Source organism: Vibrio sp. 99-8-1 (genome assembly GCF_013114595.1).
In the GTDB taxonomy this organism is placed as follows: Bacteria; Pseudomonadota; Gammaproteobacteria; order Enterobacterales; family Vibrionaceae; genus Vibrio.
In genome coordinates this window covers 13,128-32,844 of sequence record NZ_VTXE01000025.1, presented here as the reverse complement: position 1 = coordinate 32,844, position 19,717 = coordinate 13,128, and the positions used below count along the sequence as shown (strand labels likewise).

The window sequence follows — 19,717 nt, the reverse complement described above, 5'->3', positions numbered from 1 at the left end:
TTATTTACCAAGCAGCAACTTAGCGGAATAAGTCACGGCCAGAATTTCCGAAAAATAGTGATCGAGTTGAGTTTTATTCTGAGCACTAAACACTTTTTTAGGATCGTTTGTACACTGTTGAAACTGGGCAATTCGAGCAGCAGTTACTCCGTAACCAATGAAGTTCATCTCGATGTCATATTGATCAATTACTTTGCTGCAAAAACCAGCATTCACTAACTCATCAAATCGGTAATCGTTGTCTGCACCATCAGTAAGTAGCACCAATTTCTTCCTTACTTCTGCTGATGTATTTACCTCTACTCCCCAAGCCTGTTGCCAACTTGGTAACAACTGACGAACCCCCCATATCAACCCTTGGTAGGACGCAGTTCCACCGCTTACCGCTAAACTATTAATTTTGTTCTGCACCGTTGAATATCGATTGGTAAGAGGCAATAAAGTAGAGGTAGGGCTGCAATCCGATAACCAGTTGTCAACCAACGCGTACCGAACCGCTCGACGAAAGTGTGGAGTGGCCAAGTTATCCACCGTCAAAGACGCCGAGAAAGTATCGTTTTGGTAAGCTAAGCCATCTATACAATAAACCCCAGAAGAGACATTGCTTAGCCAAGGTGGCTTAGTCGTCGAGACTCCAGACTCAAATGGAACAATAGATATTCTTACCGAACCCAGAGCATTTGCTTGTTCACTGTCATTCTCAATGGTGCGTAATGCGTCCGTTAAAATGGACTTAAGTGAACTTATATTGCCTGCCATTGATCCTGAAATATCCAGTACCAGAACCACTTCTGTTGGAATAGGTGAATGAGACTGCTCAATTCTAGCCTGTAAGTTTCCACCTGCTGCCACGACATTGCTTGTAAGATCTGAATCGGAAAACCATGGTAATGGCAATGACAACCTATTACTTAAACTAAACTTGCATTTACTGTTGGTTGGTAGAAATTGATAGGAGCCAGAAAACTTTGAACTGTAGTAATCTTGGTAGGCTTGCAACATGCTGGAATCAGCTTTATCCGCAAAAGCACACGCCAATGATGCAGATTCAGCCCCTTGAGCTGCCCTATTTGCCGTCATCAATTGTGCAGAAATAGCTAGCGTCATTGAAATCATCGTCAGAACTGGAATCAACATAGCCAAAAATGAAATAGTGATAGAACCGACCTGACGATTCGCTTTTCGATGAAGACTGGATAAATGAACAGAAGAGCGCATCATAGATTTTTGCCAATTAGAACAGAAGAACTGGATAGACTTGTCGGTAATGGAAATATAGACTCATCTTCAAATAGGCCATTCACACAAAGACTCAACTGCAGCAGTTTTGAATTCTTTTCTGACGTTGCCTTATATTTCTTTGTGCCAACAACTGATAGATGTTTATTCAATTGGTTAATCGGCCTATTCACTTCACAAGGCACCCCTGAATGATAAGGCTCCGGCACCCAAAGTTTCTTTTCTTTATCGTAAAAGTAGCTTTCTATAGTGATGCCTATATCACTCTCTTCGATACTGTCAGGAAGGTATCGATCGGCGAGCGTCACCAGAGTCTGCGCTAGATTGAAATTATTAGGTAGATAGTTCTTTATATTCCCTGATGTGTCTTTAACAGCATTCTGCGTTTTAGAAACCGCATTAACTAAATTATATGCGACATTATCAAGTTGAATTTGTGTGTAGCACAAACGAAAAACAGCGACAAAACCCCATAAGATAATCATGAAGATCAATACGATAAGTGGAAACTCAATGGCAATTGAACCTCCTTGATTCCTTGGTGAATTATTTGAAATTTTACCAATTGGCATACTGTTATTTATTGTCATAGCTAACCAATACCCGTCGATTCAACTCTGTCATATCGTCGATTGAATCTGAAAAATAGTCAGACAAGCCTGGCAATATCACCAGCTCATAATTATAGGTAATCTGATACTCAGCCAGAATGGCATCCCTTTTGAGGACAGGCACCACGTTGGCGATATCATTGAGAGAGACGCCATAGCCAGTTGCTGTAATAGTCAGATTATCTACGTCGAGCATGGGAAATTGGTCAATTTCATCGCGAAATGTCTGCTCCGCACGAAGACCCTGTGGCAATACACGCACCTCGCGAACGCCGGCACTGACCGCTGACTCAAAAATCGCACTGACCAACAAAACACGGCTAATCTCAAAGAAACCAATAAAGAGCAGCAAAAAGGGAATAAGTACCATGGCAAACTCAATACTTTGGCTGCCTTTTTGTTGGCGTATCATTTCGCTTTCTCTCTATCTACATTATCCGCAAGGGCTTGATAGTAGAGACTGTTATTAGCAAATTCCGGCTGAGACAAATCGTCTCGGGCAATCACTTTTGCTGACTCGCTATCCCCCTTTAATGCATAAGCTAATGCGAGGTTAAGACGCAGCTTTTCACTGGCGTCACCACGCTGGAATATTGGGTACAAAATTCGGATAGCTTGCTGTGGATTGCCATCTAGCATCCATGCAAGGGCAAGGTTGTTTCGGTATTCGATACTTGAAGGTTTATGCTCTATAGCAAGCTGGTAAGACTCTCTCGCTTTGGCGTACTGCTTGTTGAGTGAGTAACTGACCCCCAAACTGTTTAATGCCACATCATCATTGGGAATCATCTTGGCAGCAATTTCTAGGGTATTAACCGCCTCCGCAAGCTCACCAATAGCCAATTGAGCCCGTCCTAGCTCTCTCAGCATAATGCCTGATGGACGAATCTCACGACCACGCTTTAAGTAATGCATGGCCTCGTTATAACGACCTGATTGATTGGCCGCAGAGCCCATCAGTAACAGCAACTGAGCATCGCTGGGCGATGCTTTTAGCATCTCACGATAAAGGTCCATGGCACTTTCGGGGCGGCCATTTGTTAGGGCCAGCTCTGCCACTTTTAGATTTTGCTGATATTCATTCTGCACAGTGTTTGTGGACTGACAGCCAAATAGAGCCAATAGCAATAGTAGTGAACAAACACTCTTCATAAACTTCCCAACGTTTTAAACAGACTTAACATAGTAGGAGCAACCATCATCACAACAACCGGCACCATGATGAGAACAACAAGGGGTAAAGACATTTTTGCTGGAATCTTCCCTGCCCACTCTTCCAGCTCTAATAAGTGATATTGACGACTGTCTGACGCAATCAAATTGAGCGCCTGAGCAATGGGAGTACCGAACTGCAGCGCTTGATTCATGGTGGTCACTAGATTTTTGATATCTGGCAGTTGCACTCGCTCATCTAAGTTCACCAGTGCTTGTTGAGGTGAATCGAGAACGGCAATCTCAGTTGCGGTCACCAACCATTCGCGAGATAAGGCAGCAGAAATCGGACGCATCTCTTCTCCAACACAGCGAAATACAGCTTCAAGCGTTAATCCAGAAGCCACACACACCACCATCAGGTCCACCGCATCGGGAGTGACTCTACTGATCTCCGCTCTAACCTGATTCACTCTCCAGTCCAATAACCGATCAATCAAGATGCCTGAAACCATTGCCATAACAATGCATTCTGCTAGAGAGAAAGGCGTGAAAGTGTCAATATTTGAAACGTACCAAGCAAGGCCAGCTGACGTCATTAACAGATAGCGAAACACAACAAATAGCGCTTCAGCATTCGGCTGTTGCCAGCCAATCAAAGTGAGCTTTCTGCGGCGGGATTTATTGCCTTTAAGCTTCCAGCTACTCAACCATGATCTGTTCCGATATGTGTAGTGAGAAATAGACATCAACCGTCGGCTAACAACGTCTCTCTTAAATGAAGAGAGATTGGCGACCACAATAAGCACCATGGCTAGTGTCAATAAAGTTACCGAAAGATAGATCATAATTTGAATCTCTTATTTCGGGTCATTGCGTTGAGAGAGAGAATCCCCAAAACAATGCTGCTGCCAACATAAGTCATGACACCTTGCCCGCTGTCGGAATCAAATAAGGGGCTGACCATGGTGGGTTCCCACCACACCATTATGCTGAGCAAAGCAATAGGCAGAATGGATAGGAACATCGCGGTCATTCTCGGTTCTGAAGTAAGGCTTTTTACTTTTTTGCGCATGGCGCGATTGTCGTGCATGGTTCGGCTTAAACTGTGAAGAATTTCTCGCAACTGACCACCGTTAGCCTGATTTAAGATCAGAGCGACGGAGAAATAACGAAAACTGCTATACGGTAGGCGAATACAAGCGTCATCAAGTGCAATTCGTAGGCTTAAACCGAGCGCTAAATTATCTCTTATCCGGCTGAACTCTCTTCCTAACACTCCCGGCTGTGTTTGCGCCACTTGATCTATCGCTTGTGGAATAGACAATCCAGCAGACACCGCACGCGACACCAGGCCGAGTACGTGAACTATGCCTGTTTCAAACTCCTCAATTTGCAAGCGCCTTCGATAAGTCGCTAGAGCAAAAACGGATAGCAACCACAATGAAACTGAACCTGCGAACTGAAACTCAACAGCAATATCGGCAAATGAAAAATACCCCCCCACAGGTAGAGCGATAGCGAGTAAGGCGATGAACACTCTATCCGATGAGGTGAGTAAGCCGTCTATGCGAATAAGTAGTGCATATTTCCTATTGCCTTGAAACGGTATTATTTTCTTGATAGAAGCTTCAGCAGTGCGCGTTTTCTGCCCACATGACAGTTCAACTAGACGTTTTCTGACCTTACTGCGCTTTGAATGGCTTTTTAAGATAAAAATTGAAGCCATCATCATCAATGAAAATAGGAAAAAGTAGGTCATCTCTCCAGCTCCATGACTTGACGCAACTGAGAGTCCAACTGGAAATGGCGACATTTCTCAATGAACGACGGCATGCATTTAGCACTCTCATGCACCCCAACGAGATCACCTTGAATGTCTTCGCCTGTGGACTTAAAAGCGAATAGATCTTGTGTTACGTACTGTTCACCTTCCAGTCCGATCACTTCAGTTATAGAGATGATTCTTCGTTTACCATCACGCATTCTGTCTACTTGAACAACCACATCAATGGTGTCAGAGATTTGGCGGCGCAAAGCAAACAGCGGCAAAGTTGCTTGGCTCATCATCAGCATGTTTTCCATACGAACCAATGCGTCAGAAGCTGAGTTGGCGTGCAGAGTACACAATGAACCATCATGTCCGGTGTTCATCGCCTGCATCATTTCAAAAGCTTCATCTCCGCGAATTTCGCCTAGAATGATTCGATCTGGACGCATACGAAGGGCATTTTTCACTAACTCACGCTGACTTACCTGAGCTAAGCCTTCTGCATTGGCTGGGCGAGTTTCAGCACGAACAACATGAGGCTGTTGGAGCCGCAGTTCAGCGGTATCTTCAATGGTAATGATGCGTTCTTGAGGAGAAATGCTGAAAGACATTGCATTTAACAGCGTTGTTTTACCCGCACCAGTACCACCAGATATAAGTACGTTAAGCCTAGAGCGAACGATAATATCTATCAGCTTGACCATTGATTTCGACAGAGTGCCAAATTGCTCTAGCTGACTTAGGGTTAACTTGTCTTCGCTGAACTTTCGGATAGAGATATAGGTCCCGTCCAGTGCCAAAGGAGGAATCATGATATTGACACGACTACCATCTTCGAGTCTGGCGTCCACAAGCGGGGTTGATTCGTCAATTCGACGTCCTACTTTACTGACGATTCGTCGAGCAAGGTTCAGCAACTGCTCTTCGCTTCTAAATTGAACCGCTGTTTTTTGCAACTTTCCAGACCGTTCTACATAGACTTCCTTATGACCATTAACCATGATGTCGGATATCCCAACATCATCAATTAAAGGTTGCAGTGGCCCGAGACCTAAGAACTCATTCAGTAATTTGTCGACAACTACCCCTACCTCTCTATGGCCAAGAGGTAACTGTTTACTGCTTACAATATCCGTCACTAAACCTGAAATGCGAGATTCCAGCTCTTTAGCACTTAAGGTAACGACAACTGACGGCTCTATAGCTTGGAGCACCTCAGTATGAATAAGGTAGTAATACTCAATCATGCTCGGATTCGCGTCTTCCGCTTGCTTTATCAAGGATTGATGCGGAATACGAGATGTTTCGATTTTTCTATTGCTTCCAAACATTACGCTCCCCTTTTCCAAAAGCGGCGACGCGTTGGATTAGCTTGTCCTGTAATTTTCTCCAGTAATAGCTGAAAGGCTGCTTTTACTTTTTTATTACCTACGTAAGCAGGCTGACCAAGTGCTGATTTTTCGATGAAATGATTAGGTGCAAACGGGATAACAACATCAATGGAGACGCCCAACGCTTTCTTTGCATCATTAACGGAGATAAGCGAGGCGGTGTTCGACTTCGTATGATTTAGCACCACTATATTTTGTAAATTAGATTCGGCTTGGAGTTGCTTCAGTATCTGGTTGGCATTGCGAAGTGAACCTAACGTTGCATCAACCACAATAATTCGTAAATCGGCGGTTCTCAAAGCTTGAAGACCAACTTGATCGCGCAGTGAGTAGGTTGGGATATCCATAACAACATACTCAGAGCTTTGTAAACAGAATCGATTGAACTGCTCTAAGGCACTTTTTTCAGGCCAGAACGGAGCACCGTCTAGCGGAAGGTAACCGGTAAACAGAGTGTGCGTTTTAGAGACTTCCACGCCACTGCGCTCAAATAAAATCGGTTCCAGTCGCTCTGGATACTGCAGTAACTCAACCAGTGCGGTATTACTCTCAACATTTAGCAGTAAATCTAAATCTCCCATTGCGAAGTCGAGGTCAACGCTGGTAACGGTTTGGTTTTGTCTGGCAAGTAGCTGCGCCAATGTCGCTGCAATTGTTGTGCTACCAAGGCCTCCCTTCGCGCTAACAACAGAGATAATCTTGCCTTTTTGAATATCATTACTCTTTTCTGCAACAAGAGAGATTCGTTGTAGCATTTCAAGACCGACAGGATGCACAAGGTAGTCGCTCGCTCCGGCTGACAGCATATTTCTGTATGTGGCGATCTCTTCAGACTGACCTATTGCAAACACTTTACTGCTAGTACGGGTAACAATACTTTGAATGAGTTTTTGCGCTTCAACCGTCTCAACCGTCATCACATCTAAGAAAAGAGTTGTGATGTTTTTTCTCAGTACTTGGCGAATGATATCGTCTTCGTTAAGAGAACAGACGGTTACGTCAACGATGCCGAACTCAGCCAATGTGCGGGTGAATGAAAACGAATCAAGTTGTTCTGAGGCTGCGACTAAAACGGTTACGTCACTAACATGTTTCATTGAGCCGCTCCTGTTGTTCCATTAGTGTTATTTTGATTGCTTTGCTGAGTTGAAACCGATGGCGATAAATAGCCATCAATAGTCGACACCGCTTTTTCACCTTCGGTGTTTCCCAAAGATTGCCCAACAATGAGATCTTTCGGATTTGCCACCATTTGTGCTAATGCGCTGGCGTTAGCACAACCAAAGTTATTCTGGCCCTTGTAACTCGACATAACACTTTTGGCGGCTTTTCCGGCATGACATTTGGGCACTTTTGCACGATAAGATTCGACAAAAACAGCGATGTCACCAGACCCTTTCACCTCGCTATTTAGCATGGTGATTTGTGATGGATAAAGGCCATTAGCTAGCAGCTGTTTTTTCACTTTAATAAGTTGCTTTTTCCCTTTAGGCGTATAACTTTCCAGCTTTACCATCAAATTTGACGGTAAGCCCTTTCGCTCAATAAATTGGGCGATATCAAGTTGCTCCGCCTGCGTTAAAGAGGAGCCAGACAGGTTGATGGTTAAGGTATTCGTCACTGCAACCACATCTATCGATGGTTCACGTGTAACTGGAGTTGGCGCGCAGCCCACAACCACCAAAAATAGCGGCAGTAATAATGTAGTTTGTTTCATGCTTGCCTCAGTAATAGAATCCGTTGTCACCCAACAGACGAGGTTTTTGATTGTCTGTATAACTGGCTTTGTTTTGCGATGTAGTTACCTGTTTTCGAGGCCATGCCAATAAGCGCTCTAAGTCGCTTAACGGAACTAAACCATCGGTAGGAAGTGGCAAGGAGTCAGCTCGTGTCGGCTGAACCAGATACGCGGTAACAATAATGACAAGTTCGGTCTCTCGACGAGTAAACTCTGTAGAGCGAAAGAGTGAACCAAGAATAGGCACTTCACCAATAAACGGGACTTTCTGTAGCTGCTCAATTTCTTCTGTTTTTAGCAAACCACCAAGAGCAAAACTCTGACCACTGGCTAATTCAATGGTGGTAGAGGCTCGTCTGGTTACAAATGAGGGGTAGGTGTTTTCACCTAAAGTGGTTTGCCCATCAATCGAGGCATTACTTACTTCAGGAGCTACTTTTAAACTGATCTTATTTGAGCTCAGAACCGTAGGCGTGAAATCCAACTTAACACCAAATGGCTTATATTCGATCTGTGCGGTATCGGCAAATACTAGAGGTAACGGAATTTCTCCACCGACAAGAAAGCTCGCTTCTTCCCCTGACACTGCCGTTAAGTTAGGTTCTGCGAGGACAGTCATCATACCGTTAGTGGCTAATGCATCGATCAACGCCGAAATAGTTGGTTTATTCCAACTGCTCACATCTGGCAGTTTGGAGAACGAGAACTGACCAATACCATCTGCAATGGAACCCCATTTGATGCCGAGTTTATTGGAGACATTTTTGGAAACTTCAGCAATCTTTACCCGGATATTAACTTGGGTTGGCATGGTAACAACCAAATGATTCACCAGCTCATCTTCCGGCGTGGTTGGTGAAGATGATGTCGATGATGATGTGTTCGATGAACTTTGTCCGTCTGACGAATTGGATTTCGATTCGCTGCTACTTACTTCGACCACTGGCGACAGATACCCTTTCGCTAACGCAACAATTTGATGCGCCATAATTGGAGAAGGAACCTGACCTTTTAACCATAACTTGCCACCAAGGGATTCAGATGTCACCGATGCTTCAGGAAACTTACTCTTCACCAGACGATTAAACTCACGGCTATTGTGGGTAACTCGAACCTGATTGGTGTAGATAACGCGCTCATTTTCGTTTAACACGGTGATGGTTGCGCTGCCTGCTCTCTTACCAAATACCATTATTTTGGTGTTGGTTAATGTTTGGTAGTCAGCAATATGAGTACTAGAAATAAAAATGGACTTTGCTTTTTCAGGCAAGGAGATCATCTTTGCTTCATTGATGGTGACATTTAACACTGCCGCCGAGGAAACAAATGAAATCAATAGGCTTGAAAGTAAAATAACACTCGACAAAAAACGTGAATTAGTCATTATCATCTTCTCCCGTTTTATTGTTTACCTGTTTTTTATCTGCTCTAAACTCCACCAAACCAACGTCAGGTAGCACTTGTGCATTATCTGGAGAAATGGTGTTCACCGTTGCTGTTTTAACCAGTTGCTCAGCCATGCCTTCAACATCAGATTGGTTTTGACTACGGAGCGCTAACGTCAACTTGCCAAGCTGCTTTGCCAGTACAATCTGGTTTGCTTGCTCAGGCGTGACTTCTAAAGAGACTGTGCTGTTATCAGGAATTCCCGCTTCACTATAAGAGTCTCTGGCTTGCTGGAATGATTCTGCAGACAGAGTATGGTTGAACGCCAACACTCTGACACCGCTAACAATAGTAGAGACGTATAAGCCCTGTGATGAGTTGCCATAACGTTGCAGCTCGCCATCTTTTGATGCCAACAAGAGAATATCGACACTATCACCAGGCTGAATAAAGCCAGAGTTAGCGGTGACTTGATCAACAGGTACTGAAATCGCTCTAAAACCTGCTTGCAACTTTAGCGACAGAGAGTAGCCGCCCTTTGGCTCCACAATATCTGCTAATGAAAGCACCTGCCCTTTGGTGAATTTTGTACGAGCGATTCCCGATACCAAGTTCACTGACTTTATATCTTCAGGTGTAACATAGTCGATGTAGTCCACCAGTTCGCTGTTAGGAAGCTCCTTCCAACGAAACATATTTGGGCTGTATGACTGACCCACCTGAATAGTTTGCGTAGAGATAAGTACTTTACTATTGAGCTCAGCAGCAGGTTGGACGCTGCTGGCGGTTGCCTTATTATCTTGTGTCAGTAGCACGAATAACGCGACCACTGACATCAATAAGGACAGCAACATAAGTCGCTTTGCTGTCATGATTATTCCTTTAAATACTTTAGACTTGTTGGTAGTTCAATGAATGACGCATTAATCAGACTGCTGAGCCGATTCAAGCTTTTTAATGACAACCTCATAGGTGCCATTGATCGCTGTGGTTAACTTTCCATCTTTTCCGCCGACAAAATAGAGCAACACAACTGACATGGCAGCGGCCAGTATTGCGTATTCAATGGCAGCGGCACCGCGCTGTTTCTTCTTATTAAACATGGGATAAACTCCTGGGTATAAAACAGCCTCTCCCGAGGCTGGTGTAGTAATTAGTCTGCGACGAAACGATACAAATACGCTGAACCATAACTCGCTGTAGTGACGTTCGTTTCGCTCATGATTTCCATATCCAGCGCAATTGGGCGATCGTAAAGCCCTTTGTCACTGGTTATGTATGAGTCGTAACTGCCACCGGTGGCGTTATTAAATTTGAATACATCATTGTTGAGTGGAATTAAGCCATAAAGCTCTGACTTAGAAGGGAATCGCCAACTGCTTTTTCCACAAACACTGTTGCTGTTTTGGCTGCTTAGCAACGGTTGTACATCGACGTATTTTTTAAATCGACTGCTGTCTGCCACAGAGAACAGTTGCCAAGTAAGACCGCTGTTCTTATCGCGAGCACACATCGCTGTAGTTCGATCTGTCACTACGGTTCCACTTGTATCGAGTAGCTCGTAACTGCTAGATTCCTCTCTTACCAGACGAGCCAATACAACACTATTTTCCGAGCCATCAGTCGCCATACGAGTTGTTGTTTGGCTGTTTTGCTGGCTGTCATAGCTGAGAGCATATTGCCGACTTTGATCGCTAGCATTGGTCCAGTAATAGAAGCGAACGCCGCCAGACCATGAGGATTTGTCATATTCAGGCAGTAATGCCAGATGATTGGGGAAAAAGTCAGTGTCTAAAGTGACTTTAGAGCTTGAACCTTCAACCGCCTTAGTTTTGATAGATAGCAGCTGCGCGATATGCGGCACTGTCCAATCTGCAAAACCGCAAAGCTTGTCAGTATTGGTACTTGCTAAGTACTCACCTGATCCCAACACACTGGCTATTCCAGCCGAGGAAGCATCGTAAGCAACATCATCTTTACCGTTTGGTTTACCTTCTTTAAGTAACATCCAAACTCTTCGCTTGCCCACTTCATTGACATCTTCAACACAACGCCAACCTTGCTGAAAAGTCGCACTGCTAGGTAGGTAATGACCAAGCTCATCAAGTTTTGCGAATCGATTACCCACAAGCGAATCTGACTTAGAGACGGTGAAACCGCTGTCGCTTGCGCGTTTTAAACCATCTGTAGCAACGGTTTTAGATTGTTCTAAATCGTGAATTGCTGCTGTTATGTTCAACTCACTAATCAAGTTTTGATAGAGCGCAATTAGGGAGCTGAAGCCAGAATCCAAACTATTGGCTGACGCATTCAGTGTTTCAATAAAGCCATTTATCTGAGCATATTGAGTCTCTACATCGAAAATAGCGTTATAGAGATTGAGCGTTGCTTGATGTATTTCCGCAGCCAGTGACGCAGAACTAAGTTCCGATGTCGCCACTGTTAATGCTTGGGATTTAATCTGCACTGTCGCCATTTTCTGGGCAAACTTTGCCCCTTCAATCAGCGAGTTGAGCCCTGCTATGTTCTGCTGCAACTTGATAACTTGCTGTTTGTAGCTTGCTACGTCACTAACAAATTTTTGGCTTTGAGCATCTAGACGGTTTCCCGCCATATAGGCCTGAAAATCAAACTCTTTAAGCTTGTTCGTCACCGCTGTCTGCTCATCTAACCAAGGTTGTGACAAAGCATCGAGTTGAGTAATTTTTGCTTGAGCTTCCGCTTCAAGTACGGTGTAGCTCTTGCTTTTATTCTGGTTATCCGACAGCCATGTTGTTAGGAACGATTCTGCATTACTGATAACTGCATTTTGAGTAGATAGTTCAGCAGTGATTGCCCCATTAGCCGTATAAATAGCAGCAACGAGATCCGCAGTCGGAGCAAGACGCCACTTGGGATAAGCGTATTTGGTTGACCACTGGCTTGGCGTCACTTCAACACCTTTGGTGACCGTAACGGCGACACCGTTTTTATCCGCCCAAATGTTTGATCTGTTGTCAGACATGAGAGATGAAGCTAGCTTGGAAGGTAATGAACCGGCATCTCGTGATGATAAAGTGATCACTTCCGCTATTTTCGGCAATGTCCAACCAGTTATTCCACAAGCATCGGCAACTGAAACTTTCGCAAATATGGTATCAGCGTCACCGGAAATGGAGCTCGCCCAGAAAGTAGGTTCACCACGGCCCTGAGCATCATATTCAGCGATACAGTTCATGTCATAGGTGTTCCATGAATCATCATAGCTAAATCCTGCCACCGACGTTTTGCTCTTCATTGGCACATATTGCTGAGCAACAAATCGACTTGTGGACGCCGTTGCCCATAACACATTACTACTAGTATTTGACTGACCCGAAATAGCATTCTCTTTTACACGAATACCAACTGCGGATTTGTCGTAAGCTTCGCTACCAATATATTGAGGTTTAGAGACAACCGGTAGCCAAGTCAAACCTTGGTCACGAGTAAACTCGTAATATTCAGGCTGATTGAATGCCACTGACTTACCATTAACTTGGGTGGTTAAATAGTCCCACTTAAATCCATTACTTTGCACCGGATTGTAACCGTCGAATGTATTAACAATGACCGCATTAGTCGGTGCAGGCAGCTTAGGGGTTTGAGTAAAGGCGGTGGTATTGCTGGCTGTAGCACCCGTTGGCATTCCGTTTACAGGGTTCGACGCAACTCTTAATTGAATGTGACCAATCTCTTTATCAATATCACCAATCACAATAGGTTTATTCACAACTTGGTCCCATACAGCACCTGAGTTAAGTGATACCTCATACCGATCCGCTCGATCAAAGCCACTGACAAATGTCCAATCCAATGTGTTGGCATCGTCGTCCGTTACAAGATTTGTAGGAGCAGAAGGTGCGGACGGTCTTTTCGTTAACGCGGTTCTATTACTGGCGATTAAACCGGCAGGACGACCATTGATAGGGTTTGCTTTTACCCGAATTTGCACACTTCCAATAGGGTAAGCTTGATCACTGAGTTGGTAAGGAATGGCATTGACTGTCATCCAACCTGAGCCTAACGGATTTATTTCATAATCACTTTCATCGCTGTACTCAGCTAACAGCGCCCAGCTTAATGTGTCTAGCGCGTCATTGACGACTAAATTAGTTGCAGCTGCCGGCTGTAGAGGTGTGACAGAATAAGCTTTATCTGAACAAAGTGGTTCCCCTGCTTCATGCTGAGGGCTCGTGTTGGATTTAACTCGAACGCAGACTTTGCCAATTGGATAATCAAGATCCAAGATAGATTGCGGGTTGGCCGAAACCGAATTAAATGTTAAGCCGCTGTCTACCGAGTATTCATACAAAGTCGCATTTAAATAGCCTGGGACATAGCTCCAAGCAAAAGTATTGTTCGCATCATCAATAATGGCGGATGTTGGTGCTGCAGGCTGATTAATGGATTGGGTAAAATCCGTACTGATGGTCAATGCGCTACCTACAGGCCTTGCATCTGAAGCGTTGCTTTTTACGCGAACTTTGATAGTACCAGCGGCAATAAATTTATTACCAACGTTATACGGAATAGCCGTGACATCTTGCCATGTTGAGCCAAGGTAAATCTCATAGTCGGTTGGTAATGTATAACCAGAGGCCCAATGCCAATTAATAAGATTAGTCGTATCATTAACAAAGTCTAAAACAGGCGCATCTGGCGTAGCAGGCGTTACTGTCATTTCATCGGTTGAACGAGCCACTAATCCGTGAGGACGTCCAGTTGAAGCCTCTTCTGCAACTCTAACCAACAACGAACCTGCCGCAATATCGATGTCGGCAATAGTTTGAGGATTATGAGTTGCCGCCAACCAAGTTTGACCATTATCTAGGGAGTACTGGTAATCCGTTGCATCACTAAAGCTACCGACAATATTCCAATCAAATGTGTTTAAAGCGTTGTTAACATTCACCTGACTTGGTGCCGCTGGCACGCTGGTTAACGAGAAAGCTTCTGTGGACTTTAATGCCGCACCTGCGGGGGTATCATTTTGTAGTGAAGCCGCAATACGAACTTGTACTGAGCCAACGGGTATAGCTTGGCTGCCCACAGAGACGGGTTTAATCGTTACTGGATTCCAAGATAAGCCGTTATCGGTAGAGTATTGGTAAAATTTAGTATCGCTAAATCCAAGCACCCAATCCCAGTCAAAAGTATCTGCTGAGTCATTAACCTGACCATTTTTTGGTGCTAACGGGCGAGCCACAATGGTATCGCCTTTGATCTCTTCAGGAGTAATGGCTAATTGGTCTTGATATTGGTTGCCCAGTTGTTCAAGCGCTTGGTCGGTATTTTGTAAACCATGAGAAAGACGATCCGTTTCTTGCTTTAGTGCCGCAACATCAAGTTGCGCCAGTTTATATTTTGAACCTTTACGGGCATTTTCTTGGCTTACCCCTAAGTTGATCGACTCCTCTTGCGCACTTTGCAATACACGAGTCACTCCTCGCGCAAGCATATGCACTTCCTTGCTTTCTGCCGTATCTAATGCGGCATAGTCGGCATCAAGTAAATCAGAATCGACACCAATTTCTAACGCTACCGCTTGTTTGGCTTCACTAAAACTGATGTTGCTGCTGTTGGACACACTTGCAATGACAGCGGTTAACGGACTGATTACATTAGGAACTGACGCGGGAACTTCAAAGGTAAACGCAGATTGAACGGTTTGATTAGGGGTATCCATATCTATAGTTAGCCCCGGAATAGCTTCGACCAACAAACTATACCCGCTGGTATTGCCTTCAATGCTCAGTTGATATTTCCCTTGAGCATCCGTCAAGACAGTTTCACCATCCCCAGAGTCACAAATAGCATTGCCATTTTTGTCCAAACAGATCTTCGCTTTATACAAATATCCATCAAGTACTACTCCCGACAACTGGTTAGCACTTGAGCCTTTAGCAGGAGAACTTAATTTAGAATCAGACTCTGCTCCTCCACATGCAATTAGTGCTGTCGAAACGGCTAAAACACCTATCCATTTGTATTGATTTTTCGCCACTAGTTACTCCAAAAAAAAGTTAACTCATCATTGATAAGGCGCCAAATACTAATCTAAACGATAATTATTATCAATATCATTTGATCTTTTATTTGGTAAAGTGTTTTAATGGAAGAATTAAATGCTATCAATCTGGATATTGAACAATATTATTGGTTATAAAATGCAAACAAATTTTTTACTGTCTAAGTTGGCACTGGCAATTACTAGTGCTTTAGTTGTTTCCGGTTGTGGTTCTGACGAGTCAAGTTCACCCACTAATTCGACCTATGCATATCAAAACTCAACGGTATGTGCAGACACTGATTTGAGTGGTAGCTGTAGTGATTATGAGAGTCAATTATTATCAACATCGGGCTACTCAAAAATGGTCAACTATGGAGGAGCAGTACTCACCGCTTCAGAAGCGATGACTATCGTTACCCCTTTCACAACACTCATCCACAGTGAAATGTTGTTTAACCCAAGCGTTGGCAACAATGTAGAAAGCGCAAAAGCGTCGCTACAAACAAAACTGGGAGAAAAAGCGGGCATCGATTTCAGTACTTTAGATACATCGCATGGTCCAAAGGCTCAATCAGATATCGTGTTGAAATCACTTAAGAAAGCGCAAAATGACGGTAAACAATCTGTCTATGCCAATATCTCACATGCCCTCGATCTGATGATTGCAAATGAGACATTTGATCTTACTAACATTAACGTGGCCGGAACGCCTTCTCGTCATATGGATCTCGATGGATCCGTGGTTGTTCATGGGTCACAGTCGCTGCCCGACTTAAATGGAGCCAAATCCACAGAGATTAATCCTGCTAACGGACAGCTAGTACTGATTACCAGCTCTGATGAGGTAAAACAGATTGATACCATGGCTCGCAATCAAAATATCGCGGTACAAGCACACGCTTCATTAGCGCTAAAATATGACGATGATGACGACGACGATGATGATGATGACCACTACACAGGCGGAACCGTTGGTAACTTACCCGGCTATCAAAATGGTCAATCAAATCAAATTATTCAGCTTGTACCCGCTTTAAACAGTGTTCAAGCCTATAAGGTTTACCAGCCAACCAGCTCAGTAGCAAAACAGGCAAGTGATGTTTGTACAGCTCAAGGCAGTAACGGCATATTTTTAACCAGTATCGCCGAACCACTTAAAGCTCAAACGAGTGCAAGCCAGAGTGTTACTGCTTTTGCTATTGATACCTATGCAGGAGCAAGTGGTGTGGTTATCCCCACTCCTACTCCCGCTAAACCTACCGTGCCAACATCCAGTTCAGCCTGTTTTAACGACAATTTTGAAACCCTATATCCGCTCTACCAACAAAAATCTCTGCTCGCGGTAAAGGCCACCAGCAGCTATGGCAACAAAGAGTTAAAATTGCTAGACAGTACCGATTTGTCGATGAAAGCAGTGAGCTATTCGTTAAAAACGGCCTCATCGAGCATCATCACGTCATTTGATGAGACAGAAGTGTTGATCCTTGATACCTCGTCAGGCTCCGGCACAAAGTTTATGCCTGAAATTATTGACTCCAGAACTCTATTGAACAAAACCACCCTTGATAAGCCGAATGTGGTTGCGGGCACTTTCGTGGCTGAAAATCAGCTGCTGCTAGGGTTGAATACTAATGTCATTCAATGGGTCACGAAGGCGATTGATCCAACGACGATAAGTGATTTATCGCTAGATGCCGCCATTAAACTTATGGCCACATCACCGGACGGTAAAGTGAGTGCCATTTCCACCACGTCATCGCTCTATGTGGTTGATAACGTTAAGCGAAAACTGATTAAGCAGTTTGCACTTTCTGGCTCAGCCGTGGATAAGCTATTTGTACTGGAAGACAAGGTGCTCACACTCTCTGCCGCGAAATTGGATTACTATCAATTTAAAAATATAGAGGGCCCGACCTTAAAACTCGCCGGACAACTGGTTACCAAAGAGCTTTTAAAGCAGTGGGAAACTCAAGGAAATTCAAACTGGGACTCAACAAATTTAGGCTATATACTTGATCAGGTTGGCATTGATGCATCGATTGCTGACAGTTTCAATAACATAAGCCTGAGATTTAGACCAACGAATTCAGTAAATGCCAACGCAATACAGGGCGTTGATATTAGCGGGCTGGAACGTGGACAATGGGTTTCTTTGTATAAATCGCTGTAGTCTTTGATAAGCCGATATCAACGAAAAGATATCGGCTTATTAATTCTATTCGGTTATCACACTTTAAATACCGACACCGACTTAGATAGTGAGCCCGACAGTTGAGTGAGCATTTCACTCCATGACTCTGTCTGTTCACTCTCTTTTGCTATGTGAGTTGCCGTTTGACTCACATTATTGACACCTTCACTCACCTCTTTGGCAACGGCGTTCTGCTGTTGAGCCGCCGTAGCAACTTGCATATTTAACCCTGTAATCGTATCAACACTTTGGTGAATCGAATCAAGAGCAGCGGTTACTTCATCAACTTGTTCTTTATTGAGCTGCACTTTTTCCAGACTCATATGCATGGCATTAGCGGCTTTATTGGATTCTGTTTGTAACGTCTCTAAAATCGAACCAATTTGACCGGTTGATTCTTGCGTTCTTTGAGCTAACGAGCGCACTTCATCAGCGACAACCGCAAAACCTCTTCCTTGTTCACCGGCCCGCGCTGCTTCAATAGCGGCATTTAGTGCTAATAAGTTAGTCTGTTCCGCAATACCTTGAATAACACTAATAACACCAAATACCTGCTTACTGTTTTCACTTAATTCACTCACAATTTGGTTTGTACTAGAGACTTCCATCGACAACTGATCAGTCACATCGTTAAGCTGCCCCATCGTACCAATACTCGATTTGATCGCTTTAATGCTTTTTTCTGCCGATGAGGATGAATTGCTGGCGATCTCTGCTAACTCCTCAGAAGTGCTTGCCATCTCTTCCGAGGCAGCAGCCAACAGTTGCAAGCTGGTTTGTTGCTCATCCAACCGTTGTCTATTTTCTATCGCTCCACTTGATATCGCATTTGAGGTTTCTAATAACTGATTAGATGACATAGCAACGTCTTTTATTACAGGTTGAGTCTTATTTAGAAACTCATTACAGGCATTAATTAACAGTCTAGTCTCATCATTGGTTTTTGGATCAGTTCTTACAGATAAGTCACCTTTCGCGACCTTAGACAACAGTTCGACGGCCTGATGAATAGGTTTAACAATTTTTCCTGCTAATAAATAGGTCAAGGTAACGCACAATAGAGTGACGATTAATGCCACAATTATCTGCTCTGTGCGAGCAGAGTCATTCTCCGCAATAATACTTGCTTCTAGCTGCTCAATATCGCGATATACCACAGCTTCTGATATTTGATACACAATCGACCAATTAATCCCAAGCTGCTCTATTTTTATCGGCGATGATGCCGTGATCACACCATCGGCAATGGAGATATTGGTCTCACCACGGTTTAGTTGAGACAGTATGGATTGGTCATCTTCACTATCGCCTACTTTTTTCTGTTCGCTACCACCCAAAACAAAACCGGTTTCGGTTAGGATGGTAATAATACCGCTTCCATCAAACAACTCTCCAGCCACTTTTTTAGCAACCTTATCGAGAAAGCGCATGTCCATATCAATACCAACAACACCGTAAAACTTATCCTCTATCATTATCGGAGAGGAAATAGACGAGACCAATTGACCGCCATTATCATGATTTTTATACGGTTTTAAGAAGCAAGCAGTGCCTCTCTCTTGAGGGCATAAATAATACTCACCAATGCGACTGCCTGATGAAGAAGACGTTTCATCATCAAAATTGTCTAACGCGGTCACCACCACATCACCAGCTTGGTAATGCCAATAAGGAGCAAATCTTCCCGCTTTGTTATGACCGGGTTGATGTCTGAAAATTTTGTCTGCACCACCTAACATATTTGGTTGCCATACAGAGTAAAGCGCAATGTAACTGCTGTCTGACTTTAAACTCTGCACCAACATATTATTTAGCAACTGTCGGATTTCCATCGGCCCAATGCCACCAACAGACTGCTCTTGTTTTATCGATTCAAAGCTCAATGTCAACGAATCTAAATAGTTTTGTGCCGATTTAAGTTCATTGCTTACCATGCCTGCAACACGCTTTGCGTCTGACTTCACGCTTGCTTCAGTAAGAGAAACAACTAGCTTCTCGGAACTCTTCGTCGTTAGCTCTAGTGTTCTCTCAGAACTAAACAATGAAGTCATCACTAAAACGATAGAAATCACCATAGAGCACAAAAAAATATATAAACCGATGCGCCCTTGAATCGTATTGAATTTCATTATTGCCTCCTATTCCAGCGCCAAATACTTTAGCAAGCATATATAAATCAAACTGTGATAAAGAGCCCAACAACCAAA

The 19,717-nt window shown here is 43.8% G+C and carries 15 protein-coding genes; 1 reads left to right on the top strand and 14 read right to left on the bottom strand.

Annotated features, from left to right (window positions below; all coding sequences use genetic code 11):
* From F0227_RS14510 to F0227_RS14450, 13 genes are read right to left on the bottom strand one after another with little or no spacing between them, the layout of a single operon-like run.
* A complete protein-coding gene (locus tag F0227_RS14510) occupies window positions 1-1,221 on the bottom strand; it encodes a Tad domain-containing protein (protein WP_253822113.1) in 1,221 nt (406 codons plus the stop codon).
* The gene (tadF, locus tag F0227_RS14505) at window positions 1,218-1,829 is read right to left on the bottom strand and encodes a tight adherence pilus pseudopilin TadF (RefSeq protein WP_253822112.1); all 612 of its coding nucleotides are present in this window, start codon (window positions 1,827-1,829) and stop codon (window positions 1,218-1,220) included. The genes F0227_RS14510 and tadF overlap by 4 nt, the downstream gene beginning before the upstream one ends.
* Complete coding sequence (locus F0227_RS14500; RefSeq protein WP_171753940.1) at window positions 1,816-2,262, bottom strand: TadE/TadG family type IV pilus assembly protein; 447 nt, start codon at window positions 2,260-2,262, stop codon at window positions 1,816-1,818. Before F0227_RS14500 ends, tadF begins: the two co-directional genes overlap by 14 nt.
* A complete protein-coding gene (locus tag F0227_RS14495) occupies window positions 2,259-3,002 on the bottom strand; it encodes a tetratricopeptide repeat protein (protein ID WP_171753939.1) in 744 nt (247 codons plus the stop codon). The genes F0227_RS14500 and F0227_RS14495 overlap by 4 nt, the downstream gene beginning before the upstream one ends.
* Window positions 2,999-3,850, bottom strand: coding sequence for a type II secretion system F family protein (locus tag F0227_RS14490; protein ID WP_171753938.1), 852 nt, complete (start codon window positions 3,848-3,850; stop codon window positions 2,999-3,001). Before F0227_RS14490 ends, F0227_RS14495 begins: the two co-directional genes overlap by 4 nt.
* Entirely contained in the window at window positions 3,847-4,764 is a 918-nt protein-coding gene (locus F0227_RS14485; protein WP_253822111.1) for a type II secretion system F family protein, read from the bottom strand. The genes F0227_RS14490 and F0227_RS14485 overlap by 4 nt, the downstream gene beginning before the upstream one ends.
* Entirely contained in the window at window positions 4,761-6,104 is a 1,344-nt protein-coding gene (locus F0227_RS14480; protein ID WP_171753937.1) for a CpaF family protein, read from the bottom strand. Before F0227_RS14480 ends, F0227_RS14485 begins: the two co-directional genes overlap by 4 nt.
* Window positions 6,104-7,261: an AAA family ATPase gene (locus tag F0227_RS14475; RefSeq protein ID WP_171753936.1), complete on the bottom strand. Its 1,158-nt coding sequence runs from the start codon at window positions 7,259-7,261 to the stop codon at window positions 6,104-6,106. The genes F0227_RS14480 and F0227_RS14475 overlap by 1 nt, the downstream gene beginning before the upstream one ends.
* On the bottom strand, window positions 7,258-7,881 hold the full coding sequence (locus F0227_RS14470) for a CpaD family pilus assembly lipoprotein (protein WP_171753935.1): 624 nt from the start codon (window positions 7,879-7,881) through the stop codon (window positions 7,258-7,260). Before F0227_RS14470 ends, F0227_RS14475 begins: the two co-directional genes overlap by 4 nt.
* Before the next feature lie 7 nt (window positions 7,882-7,888).
* Window positions 7,889-9,286, bottom strand: a complete 1,398-nt coding sequence (locus F0227_RS14465) for a type II and III secretion system protein family protein (protein ID WP_171753934.1) — start codon at window positions 9,284-9,286, stop codon at window positions 7,889-7,891.
* A complete protein-coding gene (gene cpaB, locus F0227_RS14460) occupies window positions 9,279-10,160 on the bottom strand; it encodes a Flp pilus assembly protein CpaB (protein WP_171753933.1) in 882 nt (293 codons plus the stop codon). Before cpaB ends, F0227_RS14465 begins: the two co-directional genes overlap by 8 nt.
* Before the next feature lie 51 nt (window positions 10,161-10,211).
* Window positions 10,212-10,391 (bottom strand): Flp family type IVb pilin, encoded by a 180-nt coding sequence (locus F0227_RS14455; RefSeq protein ID WP_171753932.1) that lies wholly within the window; start codon window positions 10,389-10,391, stop codon window positions 10,212-10,214.
* Between the two features lie 50 nt (window positions 10,392-10,441).
* Complete coding sequence (locus tag F0227_RS14450) at window positions 10,442-15,313, bottom strand: DUF1566 domain-containing protein (protein ID WP_345775809.1); 4,872 nt, start codon at window positions 15,311-15,313, stop codon at window positions 10,442-10,444.
* Window positions 15,314-15,476: 163 nt separating this feature from the next.
* Between F0227_RS14450 and F0227_RS14445 the strand changes: the two genes are divergently transcribed.
* Entirely contained in the window at window positions 15,477-17,489 is a 2,013-nt protein-coding gene (locus tag F0227_RS14445) for a hypothetical protein (protein WP_171753931.1), read from the top strand.
* Window positions 17,490-17,545: 56 nt separating this feature from the next.
* On the opposite strand, the gene F0227_RS14440 is transcribed toward F0227_RS14445, so the two are convergent.
* Window positions 17,546-19,639: a methyl-accepting chemotaxis protein gene (locus tag F0227_RS14440; protein WP_171753930.1), complete on the bottom strand. Its 2,094-nt coding sequence runs from the start codon at window positions 19,637-19,639 to the stop codon at window positions 17,546-17,548.
* Window positions 19,640-19,717 lie beyond the last annotated feature (78 nt).

Excerpts from the sequence above, each read along its gene's own strand:
- F0227_RS14470 (WP_171753935.1), bottom strand. The coding sequence starts at position 7,881 with ATGAAACAAACTACATTATTACTGCCGCTATTTTTGGTGGTTGTGGGC.
- F0227_RS14490 (WP_171753938.1), bottom strand. The coding sequence starts at position 3,850 with ATGATCTATCTTTCGGTAACTTTATTGACACTAGCCATGGTGCTTATT.
- cpaB (WP_171753933.1), bottom strand. The coding sequence starts at position 10,160 with ATGACAGCAAAGCGACTTATGTTGCTGTCCTTATTGATGTCAGTGGTC.
- F0227_RS14495 (WP_171753939.1), bottom strand. The coding sequence starts at position 3,002 with ATGAAGAGTGTTTGTTCACTACTATTGCTATTGGCTCTATTTGGCTGT.
- F0227_RS14455 (WP_171753932.1), bottom strand. The coding sequence starts at position 10,391 with ATGTTTAATAAGAAGAAACAGCGCGGTGCCGCTGCCATTGAATACGCA.
- F0227_RS14485 (WP_253822111.1), bottom strand. The coding sequence starts at position 4,764 with ATGACCTACTTTTTCCTATTTTCATTGATGATGATGGCTTCAATTTTT.
- F0227_RS14445 (WP_171753931.1), top strand. The coding sequence starts at position 15,477 with ATGCAAACAAATTTTTTACTGTCTAAGTTGGCACTGGCAATTACTAGT.
- F0227_RS14480 (WP_171753937.1), bottom strand. The coding sequence starts at position 6,104 with ATGTTTGGAAGCAATAGAAAAATCGAAACATCTCGTATTCCGCATCAA.
- F0227_RS14475 (WP_171753936.1), bottom strand. The coding sequence starts at position 7,261 with ATGAAACATGTTAGTGACGTAACCGTTTTAGTCGCAGCCTCAGAACAA.
- F0227_RS14440 (WP_171753930.1), bottom strand. The coding sequence starts at position 19,639 with ATGAAATTCAATACGATTCAAGGGCGCATCGGTTTATATATTTTTTTG.
- tadF (WP_253822112.1), bottom strand. The coding sequence starts at position 1,829 with ATGACAATAAATAACAGTATGCCAATTGGTAAAATTTCAAATAATTCA.
- F0227_RS14465 (WP_171753934.1), bottom strand. The coding sequence starts at position 9,286 with ATGACTAATTCACGTTTTTTGTCGAGTGTTATTTTACTTTCAAGCCTA.
- F0227_RS14510 (WP_253822113.1), bottom strand. The coding sequence starts at position 1,221 with ATGATGCGCTCTTCTGTTCATTTATCCAGTCTTCATCGAAAAGCGAAT.
- F0227_RS14500 (WP_171753940.1), bottom strand. The coding sequence starts at position 2,262 with ATGATACGCCAACAAAAAGGCAGCCAAAGTATTGAGTTTGCCATGGTA.